This is a genomic window from Streptomyces sp. NPDC090741 (assembly GCF_044769045.1).
GTDB lineage: Bacteria > Actinomycetota > Actinomycetes > Streptomycetales > Streptomycetaceae > Streptomyces.
Map to the genome: position 1 here is coordinate 175,196 of NZ_JBIVXF010000002.1, position 23,384 is coordinate 198,579.

Here is a 23,384-nt window from a genome sequence, read left to right on the forward strand (position 1 = left end):
CGCCGCCGTGGGTGCCGTGGGTGCCGTGGGCGCCGGGGATTTCAGAACTCGAGGCAGGAGTCCGACGCGACATGATCACGGTCGGGGTTGAGGAGGAGTACGTCCTGCTGGATCCGATCACCCATCTGCCCGTGTCCCGGGCGGAGGAGGTGCGGACAGCGGCCGGCCTGGGCCCGTTCGTGGACGCCGGCGAGGTACAGAACGAGCTGCTCCAGGCCCAGATCGAGGTCGCCACACCCGTCTGCACGGACCTGGACGAGGTCGCCGGCCACTTGCTGAGGCTGCGGCACGCCGTCGGTTCCGCCGCCGAGGAGTACGGCTGCCTCCTCGCCACCTCCGCCGCGGCCCCGCTGCGGGACGCGGAACCGGTCCCGGTCACCCGCAAGCCCCGGTACCTCCGGATGCGGGAGGAAGCCCGCCGCCTCGTCGACGAGCAGCTGATCAACGGCATGCACGTACACGTCGGAGTACCCGACCGGGAGACGGGCGTGGCGGTCCTCAACCGGCTGCGGGTCTGGCTGCCGACCCTGCTGGCCATGTCGGCGAACTCGCCGCTGTGGGACGGGCGCGACACGGGCTTCGCCAGCTGGCGCACGATCGTCTTCGGCCGCTGGCCGGTCAGCGGCCCGACGCCGTGCTTCCGTACGCTCGCCGACTACGAGGAACGCGCCGATGCGCTCGTGGACGCGGGGGTGATCGCCGACCGGGGCCAGCTCTACTGGCAGGCCAGGCTGTCCGAGCGCTATCCCACGGTGGAGGTGCGCTGCCTCGACGTACAGCTGGACGCCACCGACGCGGTGCTGCTCACGGGGATCGTCCGAGCGCTGGTCAGTACCGCGATCGCCGAGGAGAAGGCGGGAGCCGCGCCCGTCGCGTGCTCGCACGAGCTGCTCCAGGCGGCCATGTGGCACGCGGCCCGGCACGGCCTCGACGGGGCCCTGGTGGACCCGCACGGCCGTCGGCGCAGCGCCGGAGACGTGCTGTCGCTGCTGATGGGGCACATCACGCCCGCCCTGGAGGAGGCCGGGGACCAGCGCGAGGTCGGCTCCCTGCTGCACCGGCTCCTCAGGGAGGGCACGCCCGCGGACCGCCAGCGCCGGGCCCTCGCGGACGGGGGCATCGCGGCCCTCGCCGATCTGATCACCGGGCAGGGCGCAGGGAGCGGCCGCTGAGCAGGCCGCGGCGGTGCCCGGCCGACGTGCGGGGCGGTGGCCCCGACGGGACGATGGGCTGGACGAGGGACGGAGCGTGTGTGGTGGAGATTTCTACGAGGGAGGTCTTCGGCGCGCCGTGCTGGGTCAGCCTGATGGCCCGCGATCTCCAGGGAACCCAGCAGTTCTACGGCGCTGTCCTCGGCTGGAAGTTCCGGCCCGCCCGGCTGGGCGAGGGCTGGACCGTGGCCGAGCTGGACGGGGTGCCGGTGGCCGGCGTCGGCACGCTGACCTCCGACCTGCCGGTCGCCGCGGCGTGGACCCCGTACTTCGCCGTCGACGACGCCGACGAGGTCGCGGACCGGATCCGCGAGCGCAGCGGCACCGTCGCGGTCGGCCCGGTCTCCTTCCCCTCCGGCGGCCGCGGCGCGCTGGTCGCCGACCGGGACGGCGCCGTCTTCGGGATCTGGGCGGGCGGGGTGTCCGCCGACTGGCGGGTGGGCCGCGGCCCGGCACCGGCCTGGCTGGAACTGCGGACCAGGGACGCCTTCGAGGCGGCGATCTTCTACGGCGAGGTGCTGGAGTGGGCCACCGGCCGTCCCGGGTGCTGCGAGGTCTCGTACGAGGACGACCAGGTCGTCCTGCGTCAGGCGGGCGACCCCGTGGCCCGCCTGAACGGCGGGATCACCGAGGCCACGACGCACGCACCGCAGACCAGACCCCGCTGGCACGTCTACTTCCGCGTACCGGACCTCGACGAGGCCATCGAGGCGGCCACCACCTCCGGCGGGGCCACGCTGTCGACCATCATGTCGAGCGCCACCGACCGCTGGGTCAGCCTCCGCGACCCCGAGGGCGCGATGTTCACGCTCACCACGACCCGCCCGGAACCCGAGACCCCCTGATCACGCCCCGGCGAGCCGGAACGCCTCCGCCGGGGTCACCGGATCGCCCACCGCGACCCCGTGCAGGACGTGCGCCAGGACCTCCGCCCCGCGCACGACCCGGGGGCCCGGCCGGTTGAAGTACGCCGGCCCGTCGAGCACCCACACCTCCCCGGCCCGTACCGCGGGCAGCTCCGCCCAGCCCGGCAGCGAGGTGAGCAGCTCCCGCTCCCGCACGGTGCGCTCCGGGCTGAACCCGCAGGGCAGCAGGAGCAGCACGTCCGGACGTGCCGCCCGGACCGCCTCCCAGTCCATGGGCCGGGTGTGCTCGCCCGGCGCGGCGATCAGCGCCTCGCCGCCCGCGGACGCGATCTGCTCAGGCACCCAGTGCCCGGCCGGCCAGAGCGGATCGAGCCACTCGACGGCCACCACCCGCGGCCGCGGCCGGCCCGCGGTCCGGGCCCGTACGGCCTCCAGCCGGGCCACGAGTGCGGCCCGGCGTTCCGTCGCGGCCTCCCGTACGCCCAGCAGCTCGCCCACGGTGACCAGGCAGTCCAGTACGTCGCCGAGGGTGCGCGGTTCGAGGCTCAGCACCCGGGGCCCGCCGTCCAGCACGCGCACCGCCCGGCTCACCCCCGCGTACGAGACGGCGCAGACGTCGCACAGGTCCTGGGTCAGCACCACGTCGGGCGCGAGGGCGCCCAGCGCCTCGGTGTCGAGCGTGTACAGGGAGGAGCCGCTGTGCGCGGCGCCGCCGACCGCCGCGGAGATCTCCCGGCTGCTCAGAGCGTCCGAGGAGAACTCGGCGGCGGTCACCACCGCCGCCCCGGCCACGGCGCCGGGCGGCCAGTCGCACTCGTGCGTACGGCCCACCAGATCGGCGGCCAGCCCGAGCTCGGCCACGATGTCGGTGGCGGCGGGAAGCAGGGAGACGATGCGCATGCCCCGAGCCTAAGGGGGTGTCCCGTGCGTCCGTACGGGTGCGCCGGGTCAGACCTGGGCGGCTCCGCCGTCCACGAACAGTTCGATGCCCGTGATGTAGCTGCTCTCCTCCGAGGCGAGGAAAAGCGCCGCCGCGGCCACTTCCTCCGGGCGGCCGGTCCGGCCCAGCGGGACCCCGGACGTGACCTCCTCCAGGATCGCGGCGGGCGCCCGCGCCAGTGCGGGAGTGTCGATCGGGCCCGGGCTGAGCGCGTTCACCCGGATCCCGCGCCCCGCGAGCTCCAGCGCCATGCTGCGCGCCATCGACCGTACGGCCGCCTTCGTGGCGCCGTAGACGCCGAACCGGGTGGACCCCGACGAGCCGGCGGTCGAGCCGACCAGGATGACCGAGCCGCGCTCCCCGAACAGCGGCAGCGCCCGCTGCACGGTGAAGAACGTCGCGCGGAAATTCAGGTCCGAGACGATGTCGAACTGCTCCTCGGTGAACTCGGCGACGCCGCCCGCCCTTCCACCGCCCGCGTTGGTCACCAGGACGTCGATCGCCCTGCCTTCGGCGGCGACCGCCGCGTACAGCCGCTCCAGGTCCGCCGACCGGGTGACATCGCCCGGGACCCCGACCGCGCCGCTCCCCAATTCCTCCACCGCAGCAGCGAGTTCGGCCTCGCGGCGGCCCGTGACGAACACCCGGGCGCCCTCCCGTACGAACCGGTGCGCCGTCGCCAGTCCGATGCCGGCGGACCCGCCGGTGACCACCGCGACCTTGCCGTCGAGCTGTCCCATGACCGCAGAGGGTCGGGCAGTGCCCCGAGGAAGTCAAGGCACGGGCGCGGTGCACGTGGCTTGGGCCGGGTGGCCCACCGCGCTCGCGGGCCGCGGCCCGGCGGTGTCCGCTGGCAGGGTGAAGCAGGCGTTCCCCCTGCCCGGCCGCTGGTGGTGGACGGGACTCCCCCCGGCCGCGGGCGCCGCCGTCATGGCCGCCGGCATCCTCTCCGTAGGCCTGCACCTGATCGGGTTCGACGGGCTGTCCCTCGCCGCGCTGGTCCTCGCCGCCGCGCTGTGGCTCGTACTCGCCGCCGACTTCACCACCCGGCTCGTGGGCGACCGGGGCCGCTTCCAGGCCGAGGCCGACACCCCGGCCGCCCTGGCGGCCGTGGCCGCCACGACCGTGCTCGGCACCCGGATCTCCCTGCTGGGGTGGCAGGGGCTCGCCGCCGCCCTGCTGGTGCTGGCGGCCGTGCTCTGGCCCGGACTGCTCATCACCGTCGTACGGCACTGGGAAAGGCGGGTGCCCGGCGCCGCGTTCCTCGTCTGCGTCGCCACCCAGGGTCTCGCCGTCCTGGCCGCGACCCTGGCCGCCGCCGTCCACCGCGACTGGCTCGCCCGGGCGGCGCTGGCCGCCTTCTGCCTCGGCCTGCTGCTGTACGCGGTCGCCCTCGTACGCTTCGACTTCCGCGAGGTGCTGCGGGGCGCGGGCGACCACTGGGTGGCCGGCGGCGCGCTCGCCATCTCGGCGCTGGCGGGATCGAAGCTCACGGCATCACCGGTATGGACCGGTTCGGCGCACACGGCGCTGCGCATCGCCACGCTGGTGACGCTCACCCTGTCCCTCGGCTGGTACGTGCTCCTGCTCGCCGCCGAGCTACGCCGGTGGCGGCCGCACTACGACATCCGGCGCTGGGCGACCGTCTTCCCCCTCGGCATGACGGCCACCGCCTGCCTCTCGGCGGCCGGCCCCACCGGGGTCGGCTGGCTGCGCCCGCTGGGCGAGGTGCTGCTCTGGATCGCGGTCGGCGCCTGGCTGCTGACCTTCGCCGCCCTGGCCGCCACCCGCCCGGGCACCCCCTAACGGGTGTGGTGTTCGGCCGCCCTCAGGGCGCCCGCCAGGGCGATCCCCAGGAGCAGGGCCACCGCCAGGGCCAGGGCCCAGCGCGGTCCGTGGTGGATCGTCAGCAGCCCGCCCGCCAGGGCCCCGCAGAACAGGACCGCCACCGAGACCACCCTTCGTACGGCGGCCCGGTCCCACGGGTCGGACGCCAGGCCCGTCAGCGTCCGGGTGACCACGGTGGTGGTCAGATCGGGCACGCCCAGCCGGAGCACGACGGCGTTCTGCAGGCCCATGCCGAGCGCCAGCAGCCCCACGACCGGCAGCGCCCCCGCCCCGCCCGCCGACAGGGCGAGCGCCCCGGCCACCAGTACGGTCTGGGCCGCCACCAGCGGAGCGAACATCCGCGCCGGCTCCCGGCCGCGGCGCAGCCGCCCGGCGGCCGTCGCACCCGCCAGGAAGGCGCCGAGCGCCAGCAGGGAGGCCGCGGCCGACAGTTGGCGGTCCCCGGCGAGCGCGAACCCGAGGAAGACCACATTGCCGGTCATGTTCGCGACGAAGGTGTGGTCGAGCCCGAGGTAGCTCACCGCGTCGACCACCCCGCTCACGAAGGTCAGCGCGATCAGCAGCGCCGGCAGCACCCCGTGCGGCCCGCTCCCGCCCTCCGGCCCCGGCGGGAAGAGCAGCCCGGCCAGCGGCCGCAGGATCCCGCGCCGGGCGAATTCCATGCGCCAACCCCGTTCCGAAAGGGAGTTACGGCGCAAACCGTACCCGCCGAACGAGCGGCATCGAATGAACGACCCGGAATCCCAGGACGCCTTCCGAGGCCGTTGTCGGTGGTCCTCAGTAGGGTCCCCCTCATGGCATACACATTCCAGGTGACGATCGATTCCGCCGACCCTCACCCCCTCGCCGACTGGTGGGCCGACGCCCTCGGCTGGGAAGTGGAGGCCACCGAAGAGGAGTTCATCCGCAAGATGGTCGCCGAGGGCCGGGCCACCGAGGAGGACACCACCACCCACCGCGGAGCCCTCGTCTGGAAGGTCGGCGCGGCCATCCGCCACCCCGAGGGGATCGAGCGCGCACCCCGCGTCCTCTTCCAGCTCGTCCCCGAGCCGAAGACGGTCAAGAACCGGGTCCACCTCGACGTCCGCACCGGCTCCGACAACCCGCGGGAGGTCGTCGAGCGCCTGATCGCCAAGGGCGCCCGGCACCTGCACGACAGCAGCCAGGGCCCCTACACCTGGACCACACTCGCCGATCCGGAGGGCAATGAGCTCTGCGTCTCGCACTGACGCCTTTAGGCTGCGCATGTGAACGTCATCCTCTTCGGCGGAACCGGAATGATCGGCCGGGGTGTTCTGCGGGAATGCCTGCGCGACGACTCCGTCACGGCCGTCCTCTCCGTCAGCCGCACCCCGCTCGGCGTCTCCCACCCCAAGCTGCGCGAACGCATCCAGGACGACCCGTCCGACCTCTCGGCCCCGGCCCCGGCCCCGGCCCTGGACCTGGCCTCCTTCGACGCCTGCTTCTTCTGCCTCGGCGTCTCCGCCGTCGGCATGAAGGAGCAGGAGTACCGCCGCATCACCCACGACCTCACCCTCGCCGCGGCCCGCCCGCTCGCCGCCGCCAACCCGCGGCTGACGTTCGCGTACGTCTCCGGCGAGGGTACGGACAGCACCGAGCAGAGCCGCACCATGTGGGCCCGGGTCAAGGGGGAGACCGAGAACGACCTGCTCCAGCTGCCGTTCCAGGCCTACATGTTCCGCCCCGGCCTCGTACAGCCCGTCCGCGGCATGCCCTCCAAGACCCTCCTCTACCGGGCCGGCTACCTGGTCACCGCACCGCTCTTCCCACTGCTGCGCCGCTTCGCGCCGAACCTCGTCACCACCACCGAGGCCCTGGGCCGCGCGATGATCGCCGTCGCGAGACCCGGCGCCGGTGTCCGTACCCGGATCCTGCGGCCCCAGGACATCAACCGGCTGGGCCGGAGCCCTTCGGACCAGCGATAATTCGGTACCGGGCCACCCCTCCCGCACGTGAGAATGAACCATCTCGAACCGGGAGGAACCCATGGGCCACAACCAGGCCTACCCGACCCTGCACGACCTGCTGCCGCAGCAGGAGCTGGCGGCCGCCATCGACGCCGGACTCGTGACCCGCAAGGCGCACCCCGAACTGCCGCTGTCCATCTACACGTACACGCGGACGGCACAGTACGAGCAGGTCTGGAACCGCATCACCATGCGCTGCCGCGGACTCGTCGCCGACGACGCCACCGGCGCGATCGTCGCGCTGCCGCTGCCGAAGTTCTTCAACGTGGGCGAGCACGAGTCCGGCCGGCCGTACGCACCGGCCCTGCCCGACGAGCCGTTCGAGGTGTACGACAAGGTCGACGGCAGCCTCGCGGTGGTCTTCCACTACGCGGGCTGCTGGCGCGTCGCGTCCAAGGGATCCTTCATCAGCACCCAGGCCACCTGGGGCCAGCGCCACCTCGACGGCCGCGACACCTCGGCCCTCGTCCCCGGCGTGACCTACCTCGCGGAGATCCTGTACCCGCAGAACCGTATCGTCGTCGACTACGGCGACCGCCGGGACCTGGTCCTCCTCGCCGCGTTCGGCCTGGACGGCACCGAGGTCCCGCTGGCCGAGGCCGCCGGCCACTGGCACGGGATCGGATCCGTCGTCACGGTGTGGCCCGCCATGGCGCTCGCCGAACTCCTGGCGCTGGCCGAGTCGAACACCCTGCCCGGCGGCGAGAACGCCGCGGGCACCGACGCCGAGGGCTTCGTGCTGCGGTTCGCCTCCGGCGTGCGCGCGAAGGCCAAGCTGTCCGAATACGTACGCCTCCACAAGCTGGTCACCGGCGTCACCGAGCGGGACATCTGGCGCAGCCACGGCATCGAGCGCTTCGCCGGACTGCCCGCCAAGGAGCTGGCGCAGGGCCTGAACTGCACTGTCGCCGACATCGAGGCCTCGGGCGGCAAGCCCCTCGAAGCGCTGCTGGAGCAGGTGCCGGACGAGTTCGACACCTGGGTGCGCGAGGTGGTCGCCCGCATCGAGGACGCGGCGGCGCAGCGCGAGCGCGCCATCGACGAGGCGTACGCGCGGCTGGCCCATCTGGCGGGCGACCGGGGCGCGTTCGCGCGCGCCGCCAAGGCGCTGCCCGACCGCTGGATCCGCGCCGCGGTGTTCCTGCGCCTGGACGGCCGGTCCACGGAACTCGTCGTATGGCGGCACGTGCGGCCCGAAGCGTCCGACCCCTTCACGACCGATGAGGAGAACTGACCGGTGTCCGAAGACCCCGCACGCCCCGTCGTCCACGTCATGACGGGGTTGCCGGCCTCGGGGAAGACGACGGCCGCGCGCGCCCTGCAGGCCGAGGCCGCGGGCCGGATGCGCCGCGTCAACCTGGACGACCTGCGGGCCATGCTCGACCTGCCCGACCCGGAGCGCGGCCGCTCGTACCGGCACGAGCAGACCGTCCTGGCCGTGCAGGACGCGGCCGTGCGCGCGGCCGTCGACGACGGCTTCGACGTGGTCGTCGACAACACGCACCTGACCTCGCACATCCCCAAGCGGCTCAAGGCGGCGGTCGCCGGGCTCGCGACCTTCGTCGTGCACGACTTCACCGACGTGCCGGTGGAGGAGTGCCTGCACCGGGACGCCGCGCGGGAGCGGCCGGTCGGCGAGGAGATCATCCGGATATTGAACGACAAGCACATGAGCGCGAAGAAGGGCGGCTGGCGGCTCACCGCGGAGTGGCTGAACGACCAGCCCGTGGTCGTACCGTACGTGGCCGACCCGGCGCTGCCCTCCGCGGTGATGTGCGACATCGACGGCACGCTCGCGCTCACCGGCGACCGCAGCCCGTACGACTTCTCGCGCTGCGAGATCGACGCGCTCAACGAGCCGGTGCGGTACGCGCTGGACGCCTTCCGGCGCGCCGACGGCGACACCATCGTGCTGCTGTCCGGGCGCGGCGAGGAGCACCGGCCGCAGACGGAGGCGTGGCTGCGCCGGCACGAGGTGCCGTACGACGAGCTGTGGATGCGGCCGCTCGGCGACACGCGCCGCGACGACGTGGTGAAGGCGGAGCTGTTCGACGCACACGTGCGCCACCGGTACGCGGTGCGGGTGTCGCTGGACGACCGGGACCGGGTGGTCGCGGTCTGGCGCCGGATGGGCCTGGCGACCTGGCAGGTCAACTACGGCGACTTCTAGCGCGGGCGGCTGCTGGATTTCCTCATACTGGGGCCATGAGCGTGTTGATCGTCGACGCCGCGAACGTGGTCGGCTCCGTACCGGACGGCTGGTGGCGGGACCGGCGGGGCGCGGCCGAGCGGCTGCGCGACCGCCTCGCGGAGCGGGACCCGGCCGCGGGCGGTGAGATCGAGGGGATCGGGGCGGTCGAGGAGATCGTCCTCGTCGTCGAGGGCGCGGCCCGGGGCGTCGAGTCCGTGCCCGGAGTACGGGTGGACCCGGCGCCCGGGAGCGGTGACGACCGGATCGTGGAACTGGCCGCCGCCTACGCGGAGCGCGGCTGCGTCGTGGTCACGGCGGACCGGGAACTGCGCGAGCGGGTCCGCGCGTACGGAGTGCGGTGCGTCGGACCGCGTACCGTACGCCCGGCGGACTGACCGCCCGGTGCGGGGACAGGAAGGTCAGTCGCACCACTTCACGTGGTGGAGGTTCTTCACGTAACGGGCGGTGACCCAGGCGTCCTTGCGGTCCTTGCGGTCCTTGCCGTCCTTCCCTTCCATCGCGTCCGCCCCGTTCTCCGGGTTCGAGACCGTGGACTCCTCCATGGACTCCTTCATGGGCTGCTGTCCGTCCTTCTCCTTGACGTGGAGGAGGTACCAGACGTTGTTGCCGTCGACCGACTCACCGCGCGCCTTGCACACGATGGCGACCTTGTGGTCCGGCTTCACGTGTCCCACGGACTTGGAGCGGCTGGTCGGCTTGGAGCGGAGCTTGAGCGGTCCGCGCGAGACGACCTTGCCGACGGAGTACTCCTTGCCCTGGTAGGTACCGGCCTGGTCGCCGTCCGGTTCGAGAACGACCATCTCCTGCGACGGGCCGTCGGTCGTCGGACCCTCGTCCGCGACGGCGGCGCCCGCCCCGACCCCGCCGAGCACCAGGCTTGCGGCGGCGAGAGCGAGGATGGTCCTGGTGGGCTTCCGCATGTGCAGGCTCCTCTGCGAAGACTTCCGCCCGGCCGCGGTGAGCCGCGGGCCGGGGCGGCAGCCAGTCGGCTGCCACGGTCGACTATGGCGAGGGCGGGTCGAGCAGCCCCGGTGACCCACCGCCGTTTAGCCCGAAATGCGCAATAAGCGCCCCACGGCCTCGGGGTCGGATCATCGGGATATCGCGCAGTCGAGGCACCCATTCGAGGGACTCCCGTGCCCCGTACATCTGGCTAGCATTTCTGTCATGCAGATCGACAATGGCGTGGTGGCCGGCGCGATTCCCGGCGTGGTGTGGGTCAAGAGCAGTGCCAGCGTGGGCAACGGCAACTGCGTGGAAGTCGCCGCCCTGGCGGGCGGCGGCGTGGCAATGCGGAACTCGCGATTCCCTGACGGGCCGGCGCTGGTGTTCACGGCCGCCGAGATCGAGGCGTTCCTCCGCGGCGCCAAAGACGCGGAATTCGATCACCTGACCGGATGACGGCTCGATTCGAGGCCAGAGCGTGAGGGGTGGACCGATGGGCAGGGATCGGGTCCGGGCGGCGGCCGACCGCCTGCTGGGGCGGGAACTGCGCAGATGCCGTGAGGCCCGGGGCCTCACCCTGCGGCAGGTGGCACCGGTCATCCGCGGCTCGGTGTCGAAGATCAGCCGGCTGGAGCGCGGCGAGACCCCGCCGAGACCGCGCGACGTACGGGACCTCGCCCGGTACTACGGCGTCGACGCCGACGAGATGCGGGCGATAGAGCGGCTCCTGGAACATGCGCGGGACTCCGAGTGGTACGAGCAGTTCAGGGATGTCACCCCCGACTTCCTCAAGCGCCTGATCCAGCTGGAGGGCGACGCCGAGGAGATCTGCGTCTACGAGAACCTCGTCGTCCCCGGCATCCTCCAGACCCGCGCCTACGCCCGGCACATGGTGCGGGCGGTCATGCCCGGCGCCGACCGGGAGGAGGTCGACCGCGTCGTCGAACTCCGCGCCGAACGGCAGCTGCGGCTGATGAACGGTCCGCTGCCCCGGGTGACCGCCCTGCTGGAGGAAGGCGTACTGCACCGCCGCTGCGGGGACGCGGCCGTGATGGACGAGCAGCTGACCCACCTGCTGCGGGCTGGGGGCACCGGAAAGGTGAGCATCCGCATCCTCCCGATGGCCCGCGCGTACGGGGCCACACCGCCCTACCCGATCACCCACCTGCGGTTCCGCGACGGGGAGCACGCCGAGCTGGCGTACGTGGAGCACATCAACGGCGCGAACTACGTGACCAGGCCGCGGCCCCTCGACGACTACCGCAACGCCCTGACCAACCTGCGTAACGCGGCGGCCTCCGAGGACGAGAGCGCCGACCTGATCCGCACGGCGCAGCGCCAGTTCAGCGCCGAAGACCTCCGGGTGGGCTGAGCGCCCGGAAGGCCCGCGCCCGAGGCGGCCGCGTGCCGCGTGCCGCGTGACCTCGTGACCGCCTTCACCCTCGGCCACCACCACCACGTCGTCGCCGTATGCGGCCTGGCGCTCGCGCCGTACGCTGTCGCCTCGCTCCGCGACCGGCGAGTCTCGGCCAGATGCCCGGCCGGTGCACTGCTCGTCCTGCTCCGGGGGACCCGGCTCGCCGCCGGGACCCGGCCCGAGGTGGTCCCGATGGACATCCGGATGCCGGCACCGACGGCATCGCCGCCACCGTCAAGACGCACGTGCACCGCTGCATGAGCAAGCTCGGGGCGTCCAGTCGCGTCCAGTCGCGCCCAGGCCGTGGTCCTGGCGCGCGAGTCGGGTCTCGCCGCCCGGCTGCCCTGAAACCCGCTGAGAGACGGCCGGAACCGGTTCCCTCCGGATGCGCGGGGCCGCGCGCGGCGCCAGAGTGGTCGCCATGGGTATCGAAGATTACAGCGGCGGCCCGGGGGCCCAGCAGACCGGCGTTCTGGTCGTGACGACGAACGACGTCCCCGGGTACCGGGTCGAGCAGGTCATCGGCGAGGTCTTCGGCCTCACCGTCCGCTCCCGCCACCTCGGCAGCCAGATCGGCGCGGGCCTGAAGTCGATGATCGGCGGCGAGCTGAAGGGCCTGACCAAGACCCTGGTGGAAACCCGGAACCAGGCCATGGAACGGCTCATCGAAGCGGCGAAGGCCCGCGGCGGGAACGCGGTCCTGATGATGCGCTTCGACGTGACCGAGGCCGCCGACGTCGGGACCGAGGTGTGTGCGTACGGGACGGCCGTCGTGATCACCCCCGCCGCCTCCTGATCCCCTCCATCCACTTCCGTAAGTCCAGGACGGGGCTCCGCTTTGTCCATGGGCCTGCGGCGGCGCGGTCCGCAAGCTGACAGGTCAGTGAGCGGACCGCGCGCCTCCGTGCCGTGCGGTCTTCCGCCCAGGAAGCACCGACTCCCGGAGGCCCGATGCGCACCCCCCTCTGGCCGACCGCCGCCGCGGTCGCCGGTCTCCTCGCCACCCTCGTCGTCTCCGTGCCGACGGCCTCCGCGGCGGATGCCGCCACCGCCGCCGCACCCGTGACGATCAGCTCGCCCGAGCTGTCCGTCAGCGTCGACAGCGGCTTCCCCCGGGTCGTCAGCTACACCCGGCGCGCCACCGGGGACGTGCTGAACGGCAACGAGGACGCCCTCTCCGCGATCGTCGTCAACGGCACCACGTACACCCCCACCGTGACCTCGACGCCCTCCGCCTCCGCCGTGGACTACGCGCTCTCCTTCTCCGGGGTGACCATCAGATCCCGGCTCTCGGTGACCGGTTCGGTCGTGGAGTTCAAGGTCACCGCGATCGAGGACACCGCCGCCCTGCGGGTACGCAGCCTCGCGATCCCCGACCACACCCTCGTCAGCGTCCGCAGCGACCAGCCCGGCGCCGCGCTGGCCACCGCGAACATGTACACCGCCACCACCGGAACCGGGGACACCTTCACCCCCGTCACCGCGAGCACCCCCGTGGACTCCGCCGCGACGACGGTGATGTACGGGCTGGCCGGCACCGCCAAGCTGGCCGCCGCCATCGACTCCAACTCCCTCTACGACACCCCCTCCGGCGGCACCGCCCGGGAGAACGGCCGGATCAGCAAGCGCGTCACCGACAAGGGGGCCTACCGGCGCGCCGGACTGTGGAGCGGAGCCTGGCTCTACCGGGCCGCGGGCGCCGCCGACACCGACACCGAGCCGCTCCCGTACGCGCGGATCGCGATCACCGGCGACCGCAACGGCGATGCGACCGTCGACTGGCAGGACGCCGCCGTCGCCTACCGGGACATCTGGACCCCTCCCACCGGCTGGCAGCAGACCGCCGACCGGGTGGTACAGCGCATCCCCTTCAACTTCGCCTCCCAGGCCACCCACCCCTTCGCCGAGACCCTCGACGAGACCAAGCGCGTCAGCCTCGCCACGGACGGCCTCGGCCAGTTCGTCCTCCTCAAGGGGTACGCCTCCGAGGGCCACGACTCCGCGCACATGGACTACAAGAACATCGGCTCCAAGCTGGGCGGGGCGGCCGGCCTGAACGCCCTCACCACCGCCGGACACGCCTACAACGCCGACTTCGGCGTCCACATCAACGCCACCGAGGAGTACCCGGTCTCCGCCACCTTCGACCCGGCCCACCAGAGCGGCGGACCGGGCTGGGACTGGCTCGACCAGTCGTACTACGTGGACACACGCAAAGACGGCCAGTCCGGCGAGCGGCTGAAGCGGCTCCAGGACCTCAAGGCGGCCGCTCCCGGGCTCGACTTCCTGTACGTGGACGTCTGGTACGGGGACGGCTACGTGTCACGCAAGCTCCAGCGCGAGATCGGCGGCCTCGGCTTCCAGCTCGCCACCGAGTTCCCCAACACCCTGACCGAGCAGTCCCTCTGGCACCACTGGGCGGCCGACGTCAACTACGGCGGCAGCGACCTGAAGGGCATCAACTCCACCATCGCCCGCTTCATCGGCAACCACACGAAGGACGACTGGATCGCCGCGAACCCGCTGCTGGGCGGCGCCGAACTCGCCGCGTACGAGGGCTGGCAGGGCAAGAAGGACTACACCGCCTTCCTGAACACCACCTTTGGCGTCAACCTGCCGACCAAGTACCTCCAGGAATCCCCGATCGTGAAGTGGACCTCCGACACGGTCACCCTCGCGAACGGGACCACCACCGCCACCACCGCCGGCGGAACCCGGAAGATCACGACCGGCGGGCGCACCGTCCTCAGCGGCGGCAGCTACCTGCTCCCGCGCGACGGGAAGCTCTACCACTGGAACGACAAGGGCGGCTCCACCACCTGGACCCTGCCCGCCGGCTGGTCCGCGCCCAAGCTGTACAAATTGACCGACACCGGCCGGCAGCTGGTCGGCGACCTCGCCGTCAGCGGCGGCCAGGTCACGGTCAACGCCACCGCGAAGACCGCCTACGTCGTCACCAACGGCGCGGCGCCCGCCCAGGCCGACCCGAAGTGGGGCGAGGCGACCCCGGTCAAGGACCCCTCCTTCTACGCGGGCGACCTGAACGCCTGGACGGTCACCGGGACCGGCGCCGCCGTCACCCGCAACGCACAGGGCCAGAACGAACTCACCCTGGCCCCCGGGACCGCCCCCGCCGTCTCCCAGCAGCTCACCGGCCTGGCCCCCGGCACCTACGCGGCCTCCGTCTGGGTCTCCACCCCGACGGGCCGCGCGAGCACCCTCACCGTCACCCCGGCCGGCGGCGCCGCCGCCGCATCGGTGTACGCCGACTCCTCGACGCTGACCGACAACCTGGGCGGCAGTGAGAAGAACGGCACCAAGATGCAGCGCATGAAGGTGCTCTTCGACGTACCGGCAGGGCAGTCCACCGCCACCCTGAAGCTCTCCGCCGCGGCGGGCTCCGGCACCGTCCACCTGGACGACGTACGGGTCGTCCGCTCGGCCCGTACCCCGCTCGCCGGCCACTGGTTCACCGAGGACTTCGAGAACGTGGACGCCGGCTGGGGCCCCTTCGCCTTCGGCGGCGCCGGCGGCTCGGCCACCGATCCGCGTACGCACATCGCCCAGCGCAACGCCCCGTACACCCAGGCGGGCTGGAGCGGCAAACTGGTCGACGACGTGATCTCCGGGCAGAACTCGCTCAAGTCGCACGAGGAGCGCCAGGGCCTGGTCTACCGCACCCTCCCGCAGACGCTGCGTCTGGTGCCGGGCCACGCGTACAAGGTGACCTTCGGCTACGAGAACGGCTTCTCCGGCGACTACCAGTTCGTCACCGGCTCCGGCAGCACCGAGACGGCCACCGCGCTGAACCAGGCGCGGACGGCCACCACGTTCACGAAGACCTTCACCGCCGGGAACGACGCCTGGATCGGCATCCGGAAGGCCACCGCCGAAGACTCCCACAACGAGGCCGACTTCATCCTCGACGACCTCGCCGTGGACGACCTCGGGCCGGTCGGCGGCGGCGAACTCCTCGTTCCGCAGGCGCAGATGAGCGTGAAGGCCGTCGACAGCCAGGAGACCACCGGCGAGAACGGCAGCGCCGCCAACGTCCTGGACGGCGACGCCGCCACCATCTGGCACACCGAGTGGTACGCCGCCACCGCGCCGATGCCGCACGAGATCACCCTCGACCTGGGCGCCTCGTACAACGTCTCGGCGCTGCACTGCCTGCCCCGGCAGTCGCAGAGCAACGGCCGTATCGCCGACTACCAGGTGTTCACCTCCACCGACGGGGTGACCTGGGGGACGGCCGCCGCCGCGGGGACCTTCGCGAACACCACCGCCCAGCAGGACGTGCCCTTCACCGCCAGGACCGCCCGGTACGTCAAGCTCAAGGCGACCAGGGAGGTGGGAGGCAATCCCTGGACCTCGGTCGCGGAACTCAACGTCGGCTACCTGCCATGAGGTTGTGGTATCGACTGCTGCGGTACCGACTGCTGCCGGCGGAAGCGGACGGGCGCCATGCCCACCCGGCGGCTGAACAGCCTGCTGAAATACGCCGGATCCTCGTAACCGACCCGCCGGGCGACCCCCGCGACCGGCAGGTCGGTCCGGGCCAGCAGCTCCTTCGCCCGGCTGAGCCTGATCCCGAGGAGGTACTCCTTGACCCCCTCGCCGGTGCTGCGCCGTACGGCCGCGCGCAGCTCGGGCAGGGGTATCCCGAGCCGGGCCGCGTGCTCGGCCACCGAAATGGGCAACAGCGCGTCCCGGGCCAGGGCGTCCATCACCGCGTCCCCGTGCCGGGACACCTCGGCGCGGGCGTAGCGCAGTGCCACGAGCAGTCCGTGCACCGCCGCGGCGGCCTCCACCTCCAGCAGCGGGCCGCCGCGCCGGGCCGCCCGTACGATCCCGTCGATCACGTGCCGTACGCCCTCCGTCCCGCTCAGCGGCACCAGCGGGCGGTCCGGGGTGACGTAGCCGAGGTCGGTGTACGCCTCCACGCTGCGGCCCGCGAAGTCCACGAAGCACTCGTCCCAGCCGGTCTCCGGGTCCGGGCCGTAGTGGTGCTCCACGCCCGGCACCAGCCACAGCAGGGCGGGCGCGGTCACCTGCTGCGGCGGGCGCCCGCCGTGGCTGAACCAGCCGCGCCCCCGGGCGACGACCACCGCGACGTGGTGGTCGAGGGCCCGCGGGCCGACCACCGGCAGCAGGCCTTCCTGCACCCCGACGCCGAGGCAGACCAGGCCGAGTCGCCGGTGGTTGGCGGTGGGGGAGAAGTACCGCATCCAACTGCTGTACGGGGGCTTCGGCATCTGCGGATTGTGATCCACGGGGCCGGTCGCCCTCAAGGGGACGCGGGCGACCGCTCCTTGCGCGGCCGCGGCTCCTTGCGTACGGGCCCTCGGCGCGGGGCGCGGAGCCCGGCGGCCAGCCCGGCGACCACCACGACCAGGCCGAGCCAGACCGGCGGGCCCGGCATCCCGCCGCCGGAGAGTGCCCCGATGGCGGCTGCGGCGAGGGGCGCGATCCCGGTCAGCAGCCCGGCCCGGCCGGCGCCGACGGCGGCCACCGTGCGGTACCAGAGGAGGAAGGCCACCGCGGTCACCATGACGGCCAGGTACCCGGCGGCAGCCCACTGGGCCGGTCCGAGGGTCAGCAGATCGGCGGGGTGCTCGGTGAGCAGCGTCAGCGCCGCCAGCATCACGGCCCCCAGCCATACGGCGTGTACGGAGACCCCCCACGGCCCGTGGCGCCGCAGTACGGGTACGGCGAGCAGGGTGAAGGCGGCCTCGCAGGCCAGCGCGAGGGCGGCCCAGGCCACCCCGGCGGCGTCGGTCCGGCCGGTCCCCTCGACGAGGACGGCTCCGGCGACGACCACGACGGCCGCCACCAGGATCCGAGTGGTGGGACGGCGGCCCTCCAACAGCGGGCCGAGCACCCCGAGGAGGACGGGTACGGAGGCCACCGCGACGGCGATGACGGCCGGTTCGGCGTGCGCGACCCCGCGGACGACGGCCACGTTGAACAGTACGAGCCCGGTGGCCGCGATCCCGGCCAGCCACAGCCACTCCCGGCCGCGCGGGCGCAGGATCGGCACCCGGGCGGCTCGGGCGAACGCGATCAGGAGGAGGGCGGCGGCCGTGTAACGGACGGCCTGGGTGGCGAACAGCGGGGCGTGGACCAGGGAGCGCGAGACGGTGACGCTGCTGCCGACCAGCACCATGCCGAGGGCGCCGGGGGCGAGGGGAGCGAAGGTGTTCATACGACCCAGCCTCTGCGAGCATTGGCCCCATGGGCAGTGCCGAACCGCATCGATCCAAGGGGTCCAAACCGGTCGAGCCCGCAGGCGGCTCGGACTTCCTCCAGCTGGACCGGCGGGCGGCGCCGCCGGGCGGCCGCACGCAATGGCTGACGGCCCGCATCCGAGCCGCCATCGCCGACGGCACGCTGCCGGTCGGCAGCCGTCTCCCGTCGAGCCGGGTGCTCGCGGCGGAGCTCGGCGTCTCCCGCGGCCTGGTCACCGAGGCGTACCAGCGCCTGGCGGACGCCGGCCAGGTCCAGGGCCGCGGCCGCTCGGGCACGACGGTGGTCGCCGCCCCCCTACCCCCGCCGGCCCCGGCCGACCGGAACGGGCCGGGCGGACCGCCGGCGCCAAGTGGGCCGGGTGGCCCGGGTGGCCCGGGTGGGCCGGGTGGGCCGGGTGGGCCGGGTGGGCCGGACGGGCCACGTAGGCCGGGTGGGCCCGGTGGGCCGTTCGGGCCGGGGGCTGCCGGGGCGCTTGTCGATGCTCTGCGGGCCGTGCCGTGCCGGATCGATCTCTCGCCGGGGGTGCCCGACCTCACCGCCTTCCCGCGTACCGCCTGGCTACAGGCCGAGCGGCGCGTGCTCGGCGCGCTCACGCCCGCCGACTTCGGCTACGGGAACCCGCAGGGCGTGCCCGCGCTGCGGACGGCGGTCACCGGCTGGCTCGCCCGCAACCGCGCAATCCGCGCCGACCCCGACGAGGTCGTCATCGTCGCCGGCGTCGCCCAAGCGCTGGCCCTGGTGGCCCACGTCCTGCGCGAGGGCGGCGTACGGAAGGTCGCCGTGGAGGACCCCGGCTCGCTCGGGGCCCGGCAGCAGCTGGAGTACGGCCGGCTGGAGACCGTACCGGTACCGGTGGACGAGGGCGGGCTGGACACCGCCGCCCTCCGGGCGAGTGGAGCCCCGGCGGTGCTGCTCACCCCGGCGCACCAGTTCCCGACCGGGGTCGTGCTCGACGGCGAGCGCCGCCGGGAGCTGCTCGGCTGGGCGGCGGCAGGGGGACTGGTCGTCGAGGACGACTACGACGCCGAGCACCGCTACGACCGCGCCCCCGTCCCCGCGCTGCGCGCCCTGCTGCCCGAGGGCGTCTGCTACGCCGGAAGCGTGTCCAAACTGCTCGCCCCCGCGCTGCGCCTCGGCTGGCTGTTGGTCCCGCCCCGCCTGCGGGACGCGGTGGTGGCCGCGAAGCGCTACGCCGACCTCGGCAATCCGGTCCTCGCCCAGCTGGTGCTGGCCCGGCTGATGGACTCGGGCGAGCTGGAGCGCCACCTGCGCTTCGTCCGGCGCCGCCACCGCCGCCGGCGGGACGCCATGCTCCGGGCGATCGCCGCGCACCTGGCGGGCGCCCGGGTCCACGGCGCGGCGGCCGGCCTGCACCTGATGGTCACCTTCGACGGCGCGGCCTTCGAGGACACCGCCCTCGCGGCCGAGGCCCTGGCCCTCGGTGTCAAGGCCCACCCGCTGTCCTGGCACCGCATCCGACCTGGCGCACCCGGCCTGGTCCTCGGCTACGCGGCGGGCCCGCCGGGCGAACTGGAAGAAGGCATCGCGCTGCTCGGCCGTGCCCTGCACCGACTCCGCTGACCCGCCCCGTCCCGCCTTGCGGGGCACCCCCTCCGGAGTCGGAGAAGCGGAACTTTATGCTCAGGTGCATGCACCGCGCGTCCGTCCCCGACATCACCGTGATCATCGCCGTCTACAACGCGATGCCCTACCTGAACGAGTGCCTCGACTCCGCGCTCGGCCAGAGCCTCGGGGCCGAGCGCCTGGAGGTCATCGCGGTCGACGACGGCTCCACGGACGGCAGCGGCGCCGAGCTGGACCGCTACGCCGCCCGGTACCCGCAGGTCCGCGTCCTGCACCAGCCGAACTCCGGCGGCCCCGGCGCCCCCCGCAACAGGGCCCTCGACCTGGCCCGCGGCCGGTACGTCTTCGTCCTCGACGCCGACGACTACCTCGGCCCCGAGGCGTTGGAGCGGCTCCTGGACATGGCCGAGACCCAGGGCAGCGACGTCGTGCTCGCCAAGCAGGTCGGGCTCGGCCGGACGGTGTCGGACAAGGCCCACCGGCACGCCGAGGAGGCCGCCCTCCACACCTCGGAGGTCTACCGCTCGCTGCACTCGGCCAAGCTGATGCGCCGCCAGGTCATCGAGGACGCCCGCCTGCGCTACCCGGAGGACCTCTGGTACGGCGAGGACCAGGTCTTCGTGACGGAGGTGTTCCTGGCCGCCGGGAAGATCTCGGTCGTCGGCGACTACGACTGCTACTTCCTGCGCCGCCGCGACGACGGCCAGAACATCACCGCCCGCCCCCGGACCGCCGGCGAGACGGTGGCGCACATCGAGCGCGTCATGGCCCTGGTCGCCGAGCGGGTCCAGGACCCGGTGGGGCGGCGCCGGATGCTCGGCCGGCACTTCCGCAGCCTGCTGCGCACGGCACTGCGACCGGCCGTCGAGGCCCGCCACGAGAACCCCGGCTTCACCGGCGAGGTGTACGACCGGGCGCGGGCGCTGGTGCAGACGTACTGGCGGCCGGACATGGGCGGCGAGCTGCCGCCGATCGACTGGATCCGGCTGTACGCGTTCGCCTGCGGCCCGCTGCCCGCCTTCGAGCAGCTGATGGAGTACGACCCGGCCCTGGAGCCGGCGCCGCAGGAGATCGTCGACAACGGCCGCGTGTACCGCTGCTACCCGCTGTTCCGCGACCCGGCGGCGGGACTGCCGGACGTGCTCTTCGACGTGACCGACAAGCTCAAGACGCAGCACCGGCTCACGTCGCTGACCTGGCAGGGCGGCCGCGTGCTGCTGACCGGCCACGCGTACATCCAGTCGCTCGGGACCGGCCGCATGGAGAGCGAGCTGCTGCTGAGGGCGCGGGAAACGGGAGACGAGCACCTCGTACCCGCCCAGCCCCGGCCGGCGCCCGAGCTCTCCGAGCAGAACCCGGAGCTGATGATGGCCGGCTTCCTGGCGGAGGTCGACCTGGCCGAGCTGGCCGGCGGGGATCCGATACCGCCGGGCACCTGGGACTGCTTCCTGAACGTACGGGCGGACGGGGTCACGCGTACGGTCCGGCTGGGCCGCCGGCACGCCCCGGAGCTGGACCGCACGGCCCGCCGGGCCAAGGTCCTGGCCCGCGACCCGGGCAGTGCCACGGAACTCACGGCCGCCGCCTTCTTCACCTCGTACGGAAATCTGAGCTTCGAGGTGGTCCGCAGGATCCCGCTGCCCACCGCCTGAAGAAAATTCTTCCGGCCTGAGAAAAATTCTTCGGAATCGGCGGCAACCTCGCGGGGGGTCGCGCGTCGTGCGGGGGTGAAGGGCGGCATTCCGAGCCCTGCACCGACCGTGACCCGACCGTGGAGAACCACTGTGATGAACCTGAAGCGCGTCCCCTCGACCGTCCGCCGTGCGGCCGTCACCGCTGCCGCCGCCGGGGCGGTCCTCGCACTCGCCGGGCCCGCCTTCGCCGCACAGGGGGCCTCGGCCACCCCGTCGCCCGTCCCCAGCACCCCGTCTGGCGCGACGCCCACCCCTTCGCGCAGCCTCCCGCCGACCTCGGCGCCGAGCGTCCAGCCCACGCCCTCGCGCAGCGTTCCGCCGACGGGGGCGCCGAGCGTCCAGCCCTCGCGCAGCGTTCCGCCGACGGGGGCGCCGAGCGCGGCGCCCAGCGCCGCCCCTTCGCAGGCCGGTGACGAGCTCGCGAAGACCGGCTCCTCCGCCACCACCGCCGCCATCGGAGGCGGGGCCGCCGCGCTCATCGCCGCCGGCGCCGGCACCCTCTACGCCGTCCGGCGCCGCGCCAACGGCTAGGCACCCAGGAACCCGGGAATCCAGTGGTCCACCTCGTACCACCCGCACCTTCCGCACGCCCCCTCACGCTCGGCTTCGGCCGGGCGTGGCGGGGCTCGTGGTCGTGGTCGTGGCGGGGCTTGTGGTCGCCGGTGCTGCGCCGCGAGCGCGCCACCCCGCCGCCGCCCGCCCTGCCGTACGGGCACGCCTACGGTCAGGGGGCCGCGTACGGGGCGGGGTCCGCGTACGCCGGCGACGCGTACGCCGGCGGCCCGCGCGCCGACGCACCGCAGCCCACCGTCACCGAGCTCTACCACGCGCACCGGCTGCGCATGGTCCGGCTGGCGGTGCTGCTCGTCGACGACCTCGCCACCGCCGAGGACGTGGTCCAGGACGCCTTCACGGCCCTGTACCGGCGCCACGGGGAGCAGATCAGCGAGGTCGACAACGCGCTCGGCTACCTGCGCACCGCCGTCGTCAACACCTCCCGGTCCGTGCTGCGCCGCCGCCGCACGGCCCGCGCCTGGACCCCGCCCGCGGCGGCCGACATCCCGTCCGCGGAGGACCACGTCGTCCTCGACGAGGCACACCGCGAGGTCCTCGCCGCACTCGGCCGGCTGACCCCGCGCCGCCGCCAGGTCCTCGTACTGCGCTACTGGGCCGAACTCAGCGAGGCGGAGATAGCGACCACCCTCGGAATCAGCCGGGGCGCGGTGAAGTCGAACGCGAGCCGCGCCCTGGACGCGCTGGAACGGATTCTGGAGGGACGGATATGACGTACGGCGAACGCCCCGTCGAACGCAGGCTGCGCCAGGCCCTCGACGCCCGCGCGGCCGGGATCACCGTCCGCGAGCTGCGCCCCGCGGATCCGCCGGCTCTGCACGTCCGGCGGCTGCCCGCCGTGCGGCTGCGGCTGAACCTGCGCCGGTTCGCGCTGCCGCTGGCGGGGCTGGCGACGGCTGCCGCCGCCGTGGCCGGGTACCTGGTACTGGGCCCGGACCCGTCCCCGGCCCGGCCGGTGCCGCCGGCTTCGCCGCCCGAGATCACCGGACCCGGGCCGACCTCGGATTCCCGTACGGGGACCGGCAGTCCGCACCCGTCGGTGGTGCAGTCGTCCCCACGGCCCCCCGCGGCCCCCGGGACCCGCTCGCCGCAGCCGCCCCAGCCGACGCCGACCCCGTCGGGCGCGCGCTCCGCCGCCCCGCCGTCGAGGTCCGTGCCCCCGTCCGCCACCCCGTCGTCCACACCGCTGCGGTCCTCGCCCTCCCAGAGCGCGGGACCGTCCAAGGGCTAGGGGTCTTTCGGGTCAGGCGCTCAGGCGCGGGTGTTCTCCACCGCCGCGACCAGCGGGGCGAGTTCGGGGTTGCGGCCGGCCTCGGCCAGCGCCTCGCGCAGCGCGGTGTCGTTGGTCGGCCGGGCGGAGGCCAGCAGGGCCAGGCCCGCCTCGCTCACGTCGGTGTAGATGCCCCGGCGGTCCGTGTCGCAGATGTAGCGGTTCAGCAGCCCGCGGTCCTCCAGCCGGCTGACCAGCCGGGTGGTCGCGCTCTGGCTCAGCACCACCGAGTCGGCCACCTGGTGCATCCGCAGGTGCCCGCCCGGGCCGCTGTGCTGGCGGCTCAGGACGTCCAGCAGCGAGTACTCGCGCACGCTCAGCCCGTGGCCGGCCTGCAGGGCCCGCTCGATGTGCGCCTCGATCCGGCCGTGCAGCAGGGAGAGGGCGCACCAGCCCTGGGCGAGGCCGGTGAGTGCGCTGTCGGTGGCCGTCATGGCTGCTCCCTGCTCGTTCCTCGGGTGTCCTCCCAGGATAGGCCACTACCGCAATAGCCCGCGCTTGCAATTAGCCCGCGTCTGCAATTAATGTGGACGCATGTAAGCGGCGACGGCAAGTGTCGCGGACTGCACCACCACCTCCCCTTGAAG

General features: G+C 73.4%; 25 protein-coding genes. 18 read left to right on the plus strand and 7 right to left on the minus strand.

The features are described from left to right. The first annotated feature begins 71 nt into the window (after positions 1–71). Positions 72–1,172, plus strand: a complete 1,101-nt coding sequence (locus ACIQU4_RS06070) for a glutamate--cysteine ligase (RefSeq protein ID WP_403726420.1) — start codon at positions 72–74, stop codon at positions 1,170–1,172. 134 nt (positions 1,173–1,306) lie between these two features. Then, entirely contained in the window at positions 1,307–2,056 is a 750-nt protein-coding gene (locus ACIQU4_RS06075) for a VOC family protein (protein WP_403727698.1), read from the plus strand. Here the strand turns inward: ACIQU4_RS06075 and ACIQU4_RS06080 are convergent, their stop codons facing one another. Further along, the gene (locus ACIQU4_RS06080) at positions 2,057–2,977 is read right to left on the minus strand and encodes a cobalamin-binding protein (RefSeq protein WP_403726422.1); all 921 of its coding nucleotides are present in this window, start codon (positions 2,975–2,977) and stop codon (positions 2,057–2,059) included. A gap of 48 nt (positions 2,978–3,025) precedes the next feature. Next, positions 3,026–3,757 (minus strand): SDR family NAD(P)-dependent oxidoreductase, encoded by a 732-nt coding sequence (locus ACIQU4_RS06085; RefSeq protein WP_403726424.1) that lies wholly within the window; start codon positions 3,755–3,757, stop codon positions 3,026–3,028. A gap of 118 nt (positions 3,758–3,875) precedes the next feature. Between ACIQU4_RS06085 and ACIQU4_RS06090 the strand changes: the two genes are divergently transcribed. Further along, positions 3,876–4,823: a tellurite resistance/C4-dicarboxylate transporter family protein gene (locus tag ACIQU4_RS06090; protein ID WP_403726426.1), complete on the plus strand. Its 948-nt coding sequence runs from the start codon at positions 3,876–3,878 to the stop codon at positions 4,821–4,823. Here ACIQU4_RS06090 and ACIQU4_RS06095 read toward each other — a convergent pair. Then, positions 4,820–5,527 carry a YoaK family protein gene (locus ACIQU4_RS06095; RefSeq protein ID WP_403726429.1) on the minus strand — a complete coding sequence of 236 codons (708 nt, stop codon included), beginning with the start codon at positions 5,525–5,527 and terminating at the stop codon, positions 4,820–4,822. The genes ACIQU4_RS06090 and ACIQU4_RS06095 overlap by 4 nt on opposite strands. A 132-nt stretch (positions 5,528–5,659) precedes the next feature. On the opposite strand from ACIQU4_RS06095, the gene ACIQU4_RS06100 reads away from it, so the two are divergent. From ACIQU4_RS06100 to ACIQU4_RS06120, 5 genes are all read left to right on the plus strand, one after another. Continuing rightward, entirely contained in the window at positions 5,660–6,094 is a 435-nt protein-coding gene (locus ACIQU4_RS06100) for a VOC family protein (protein ID WP_403726430.1), read from the plus strand. 18 nt (positions 6,095–6,112) lie between these two features. Continuing rightward, positions 6,113–6,811 carry an epimerase gene (locus ACIQU4_RS06105; RefSeq protein ID WP_403726433.1) on the plus strand — a complete coding sequence of 233 codons (699 nt, stop codon included), beginning with the start codon at positions 6,113–6,115 and terminating at the stop codon, positions 6,809–6,811. A 61-nt stretch (positions 6,812–6,872) separates the two neighbouring features. After that, positions 6,873–8,087 (plus strand): RNA ligase, encoded by a 1,215-nt coding sequence (locus tag ACIQU4_RS06110; protein WP_403726435.1) that lies wholly within the window; start codon positions 6,873–6,875, stop codon positions 8,085–8,087. Between the two features lie 3 nt (positions 8,088–8,090). After that, positions 8,091–9,023, plus strand: coding sequence for an AAA family ATPase (locus ACIQU4_RS06115; protein WP_403726437.1), 933 nt, complete (start codon positions 8,091–8,093; stop codon positions 9,021–9,023). A 35-nt stretch (positions 9,024–9,058) separates the two neighbouring features. Further along, a complete protein-coding gene (locus tag ACIQU4_RS06120; RefSeq protein ID WP_403726439.1) occupies positions 9,059–9,439 on the plus strand; it encodes an NTP pyrophosphohydrolase in 381 nt (126 codons plus the stop codon). 24 nt (positions 9,440–9,463) lie between these two features. On the opposite strand, the gene ACIQU4_RS06125 is transcribed toward ACIQU4_RS06120, so the two are convergent. Next, on the minus strand, positions 9,464–9,985 hold the full coding sequence (locus tag ACIQU4_RS06125; RefSeq protein ID WP_403726442.1) for a hypothetical protein: 522 nt from the start codon (positions 9,983–9,985) through the stop codon (positions 9,464–9,466). A 247-nt stretch (positions 9,986–10,232) separates the two neighbouring features. Here ACIQU4_RS06125 and ACIQU4_RS06130 point away from each other — a divergent pair, with 247 nt between their 5' ends. The 5 genes from ACIQU4_RS06130 to ACIQU4_RS06150 all read left to right on the plus strand — a co-directional run bounded on the left by ACIQU4_RS06130 (position 10,233) and on the right by ACIQU4_RS06150 (position 15,834). Then, a complete protein-coding gene (locus ACIQU4_RS06130) occupies positions 10,233–10,466 on the plus strand; it encodes a DUF397 domain-containing protein (protein ID WP_403726443.1) in 234 nt (77 codons plus the stop codon). A 37-nt stretch (positions 10,467–10,503) separates the two neighbouring features. Further along, positions 10,504–11,382: a helix-turn-helix domain-containing protein gene (locus ACIQU4_RS06135; RefSeq protein ID WP_403726446.1), complete on the plus strand. Its 879-nt coding sequence runs from the start codon at positions 10,504–10,506 to the stop codon at positions 11,380–11,382. 39 nt (positions 11,383–11,421) lie between these two features. Next, positions 11,422–11,688 (plus strand): hypothetical protein, encoded by a 267-nt coding sequence (locus tag ACIQU4_RS06140; RefSeq protein WP_403726448.1) that lies wholly within the window; start codon positions 11,422–11,424, stop codon positions 11,686–11,688. A 160-nt stretch (positions 11,689–11,848) separates the two neighbouring features. Further along, complete coding sequence (locus ACIQU4_RS06145) at positions 11,849–12,223, plus strand: YbjQ family protein (protein WP_053689141.1); 375 nt, start codon at positions 11,849–11,851, stop codon at positions 12,221–12,223. Positions 12,224–12,378: 155 nt separating this feature from the next. Then, positions 12,379–15,834, plus strand: coding sequence for an endo-alpha-N-acetylgalactosaminidase family protein (locus tag ACIQU4_RS06150; protein WP_403726450.1), 3,456 nt, complete (start codon positions 12,379–12,381; stop codon positions 15,832–15,834). Here ACIQU4_RS06150 and ACIQU4_RS06155 read toward each other — a convergent pair. Beyond that, on the minus strand, positions 15,822–16,682 hold the full coding sequence (locus tag ACIQU4_RS06155) for a helix-turn-helix domain-containing protein (protein WP_403726453.1): 861 nt from the start codon (positions 16,680–16,682) through the stop codon (positions 15,822–15,824). The two genes, ACIQU4_RS06150 and ACIQU4_RS06155, sit on opposite strands and share 13 nt — an antisense overlap. A 32-nt stretch (positions 16,683–16,714) precedes the next feature. Continuing rightward, entirely contained in the window at positions 16,715–17,632 is a 918-nt protein-coding gene (locus tag ACIQU4_RS06160) for an EamA family transporter (protein WP_403726456.1), read from the minus strand. 29 nt (positions 17,633–17,661) lie between these two features. On the opposite strand from ACIQU4_RS06160, the gene ACIQU4_RS06165 reads away from it, so the two are divergent. The 5 genes from ACIQU4_RS06165 to ACIQU4_RS06185 all read left to right on the plus strand — a co-directional run bounded on the left by ACIQU4_RS06165 (position 17,662) and on the right by ACIQU4_RS06185 (position 22,758). After that, positions 17,662–19,257, plus strand: coding sequence for a PLP-dependent aminotransferase family protein (locus tag ACIQU4_RS06165; RefSeq protein ID WP_403726460.1), 1,596 nt, complete (start codon positions 17,662–17,664; stop codon positions 19,255–19,257). A gap of 68 nt (positions 19,258–19,325) precedes the next feature. After that, positions 19,326–20,912, plus strand: coding sequence for a glycosyltransferase family 2 protein (locus ACIQU4_RS06170; protein WP_403726462.1), 1,587 nt, complete (start codon positions 19,326–19,328; stop codon positions 20,910–20,912). Positions 20,913–21,047: 135 nt separating this feature from the next. Beyond that, positions 21,048–21,485 carry an LAETG motif-containing sortase-dependent surface protein gene (locus ACIQU4_RS06175; RefSeq protein ID WP_403726463.1) on the plus strand — a complete coding sequence of 146 codons (438 nt, stop codon included), beginning with the start codon at positions 21,048–21,050 and terminating at the stop codon, positions 21,483–21,485. A gap of 131 nt (positions 21,486–21,616) precedes the next feature. Further along, a complete protein-coding gene (locus tag ACIQU4_RS06180) occupies positions 21,617–22,240 on the plus strand; it encodes an RNA polymerase sigma factor (protein WP_403726466.1) in 624 nt (207 codons plus the stop codon). After that, on the plus strand, positions 22,237–22,758 hold the full coding sequence (locus ACIQU4_RS06185; RefSeq protein WP_403726469.1) for a hypothetical protein: 522 nt from the start codon (positions 22,237–22,239) through the stop codon (positions 22,756–22,758). Before ACIQU4_RS06180 ends, ACIQU4_RS06185 begins: the two co-directional genes overlap by 4 nt. Positions 22,759–22,778: 20 nt before the next feature. Here the strand turns inward: ACIQU4_RS06185 and ACIQU4_RS06190 are convergent, their stop codons facing one another. Beyond that, positions 22,779–23,231, minus strand: coding sequence for a MarR family winged helix-turn-helix transcriptional regulator (locus tag ACIQU4_RS06190; RefSeq protein WP_403726471.1), 453 nt, complete (start codon positions 23,229–23,231; stop codon positions 22,779–22,781). Positions 23,232–23,384 lie beyond the last annotated feature (153 nt).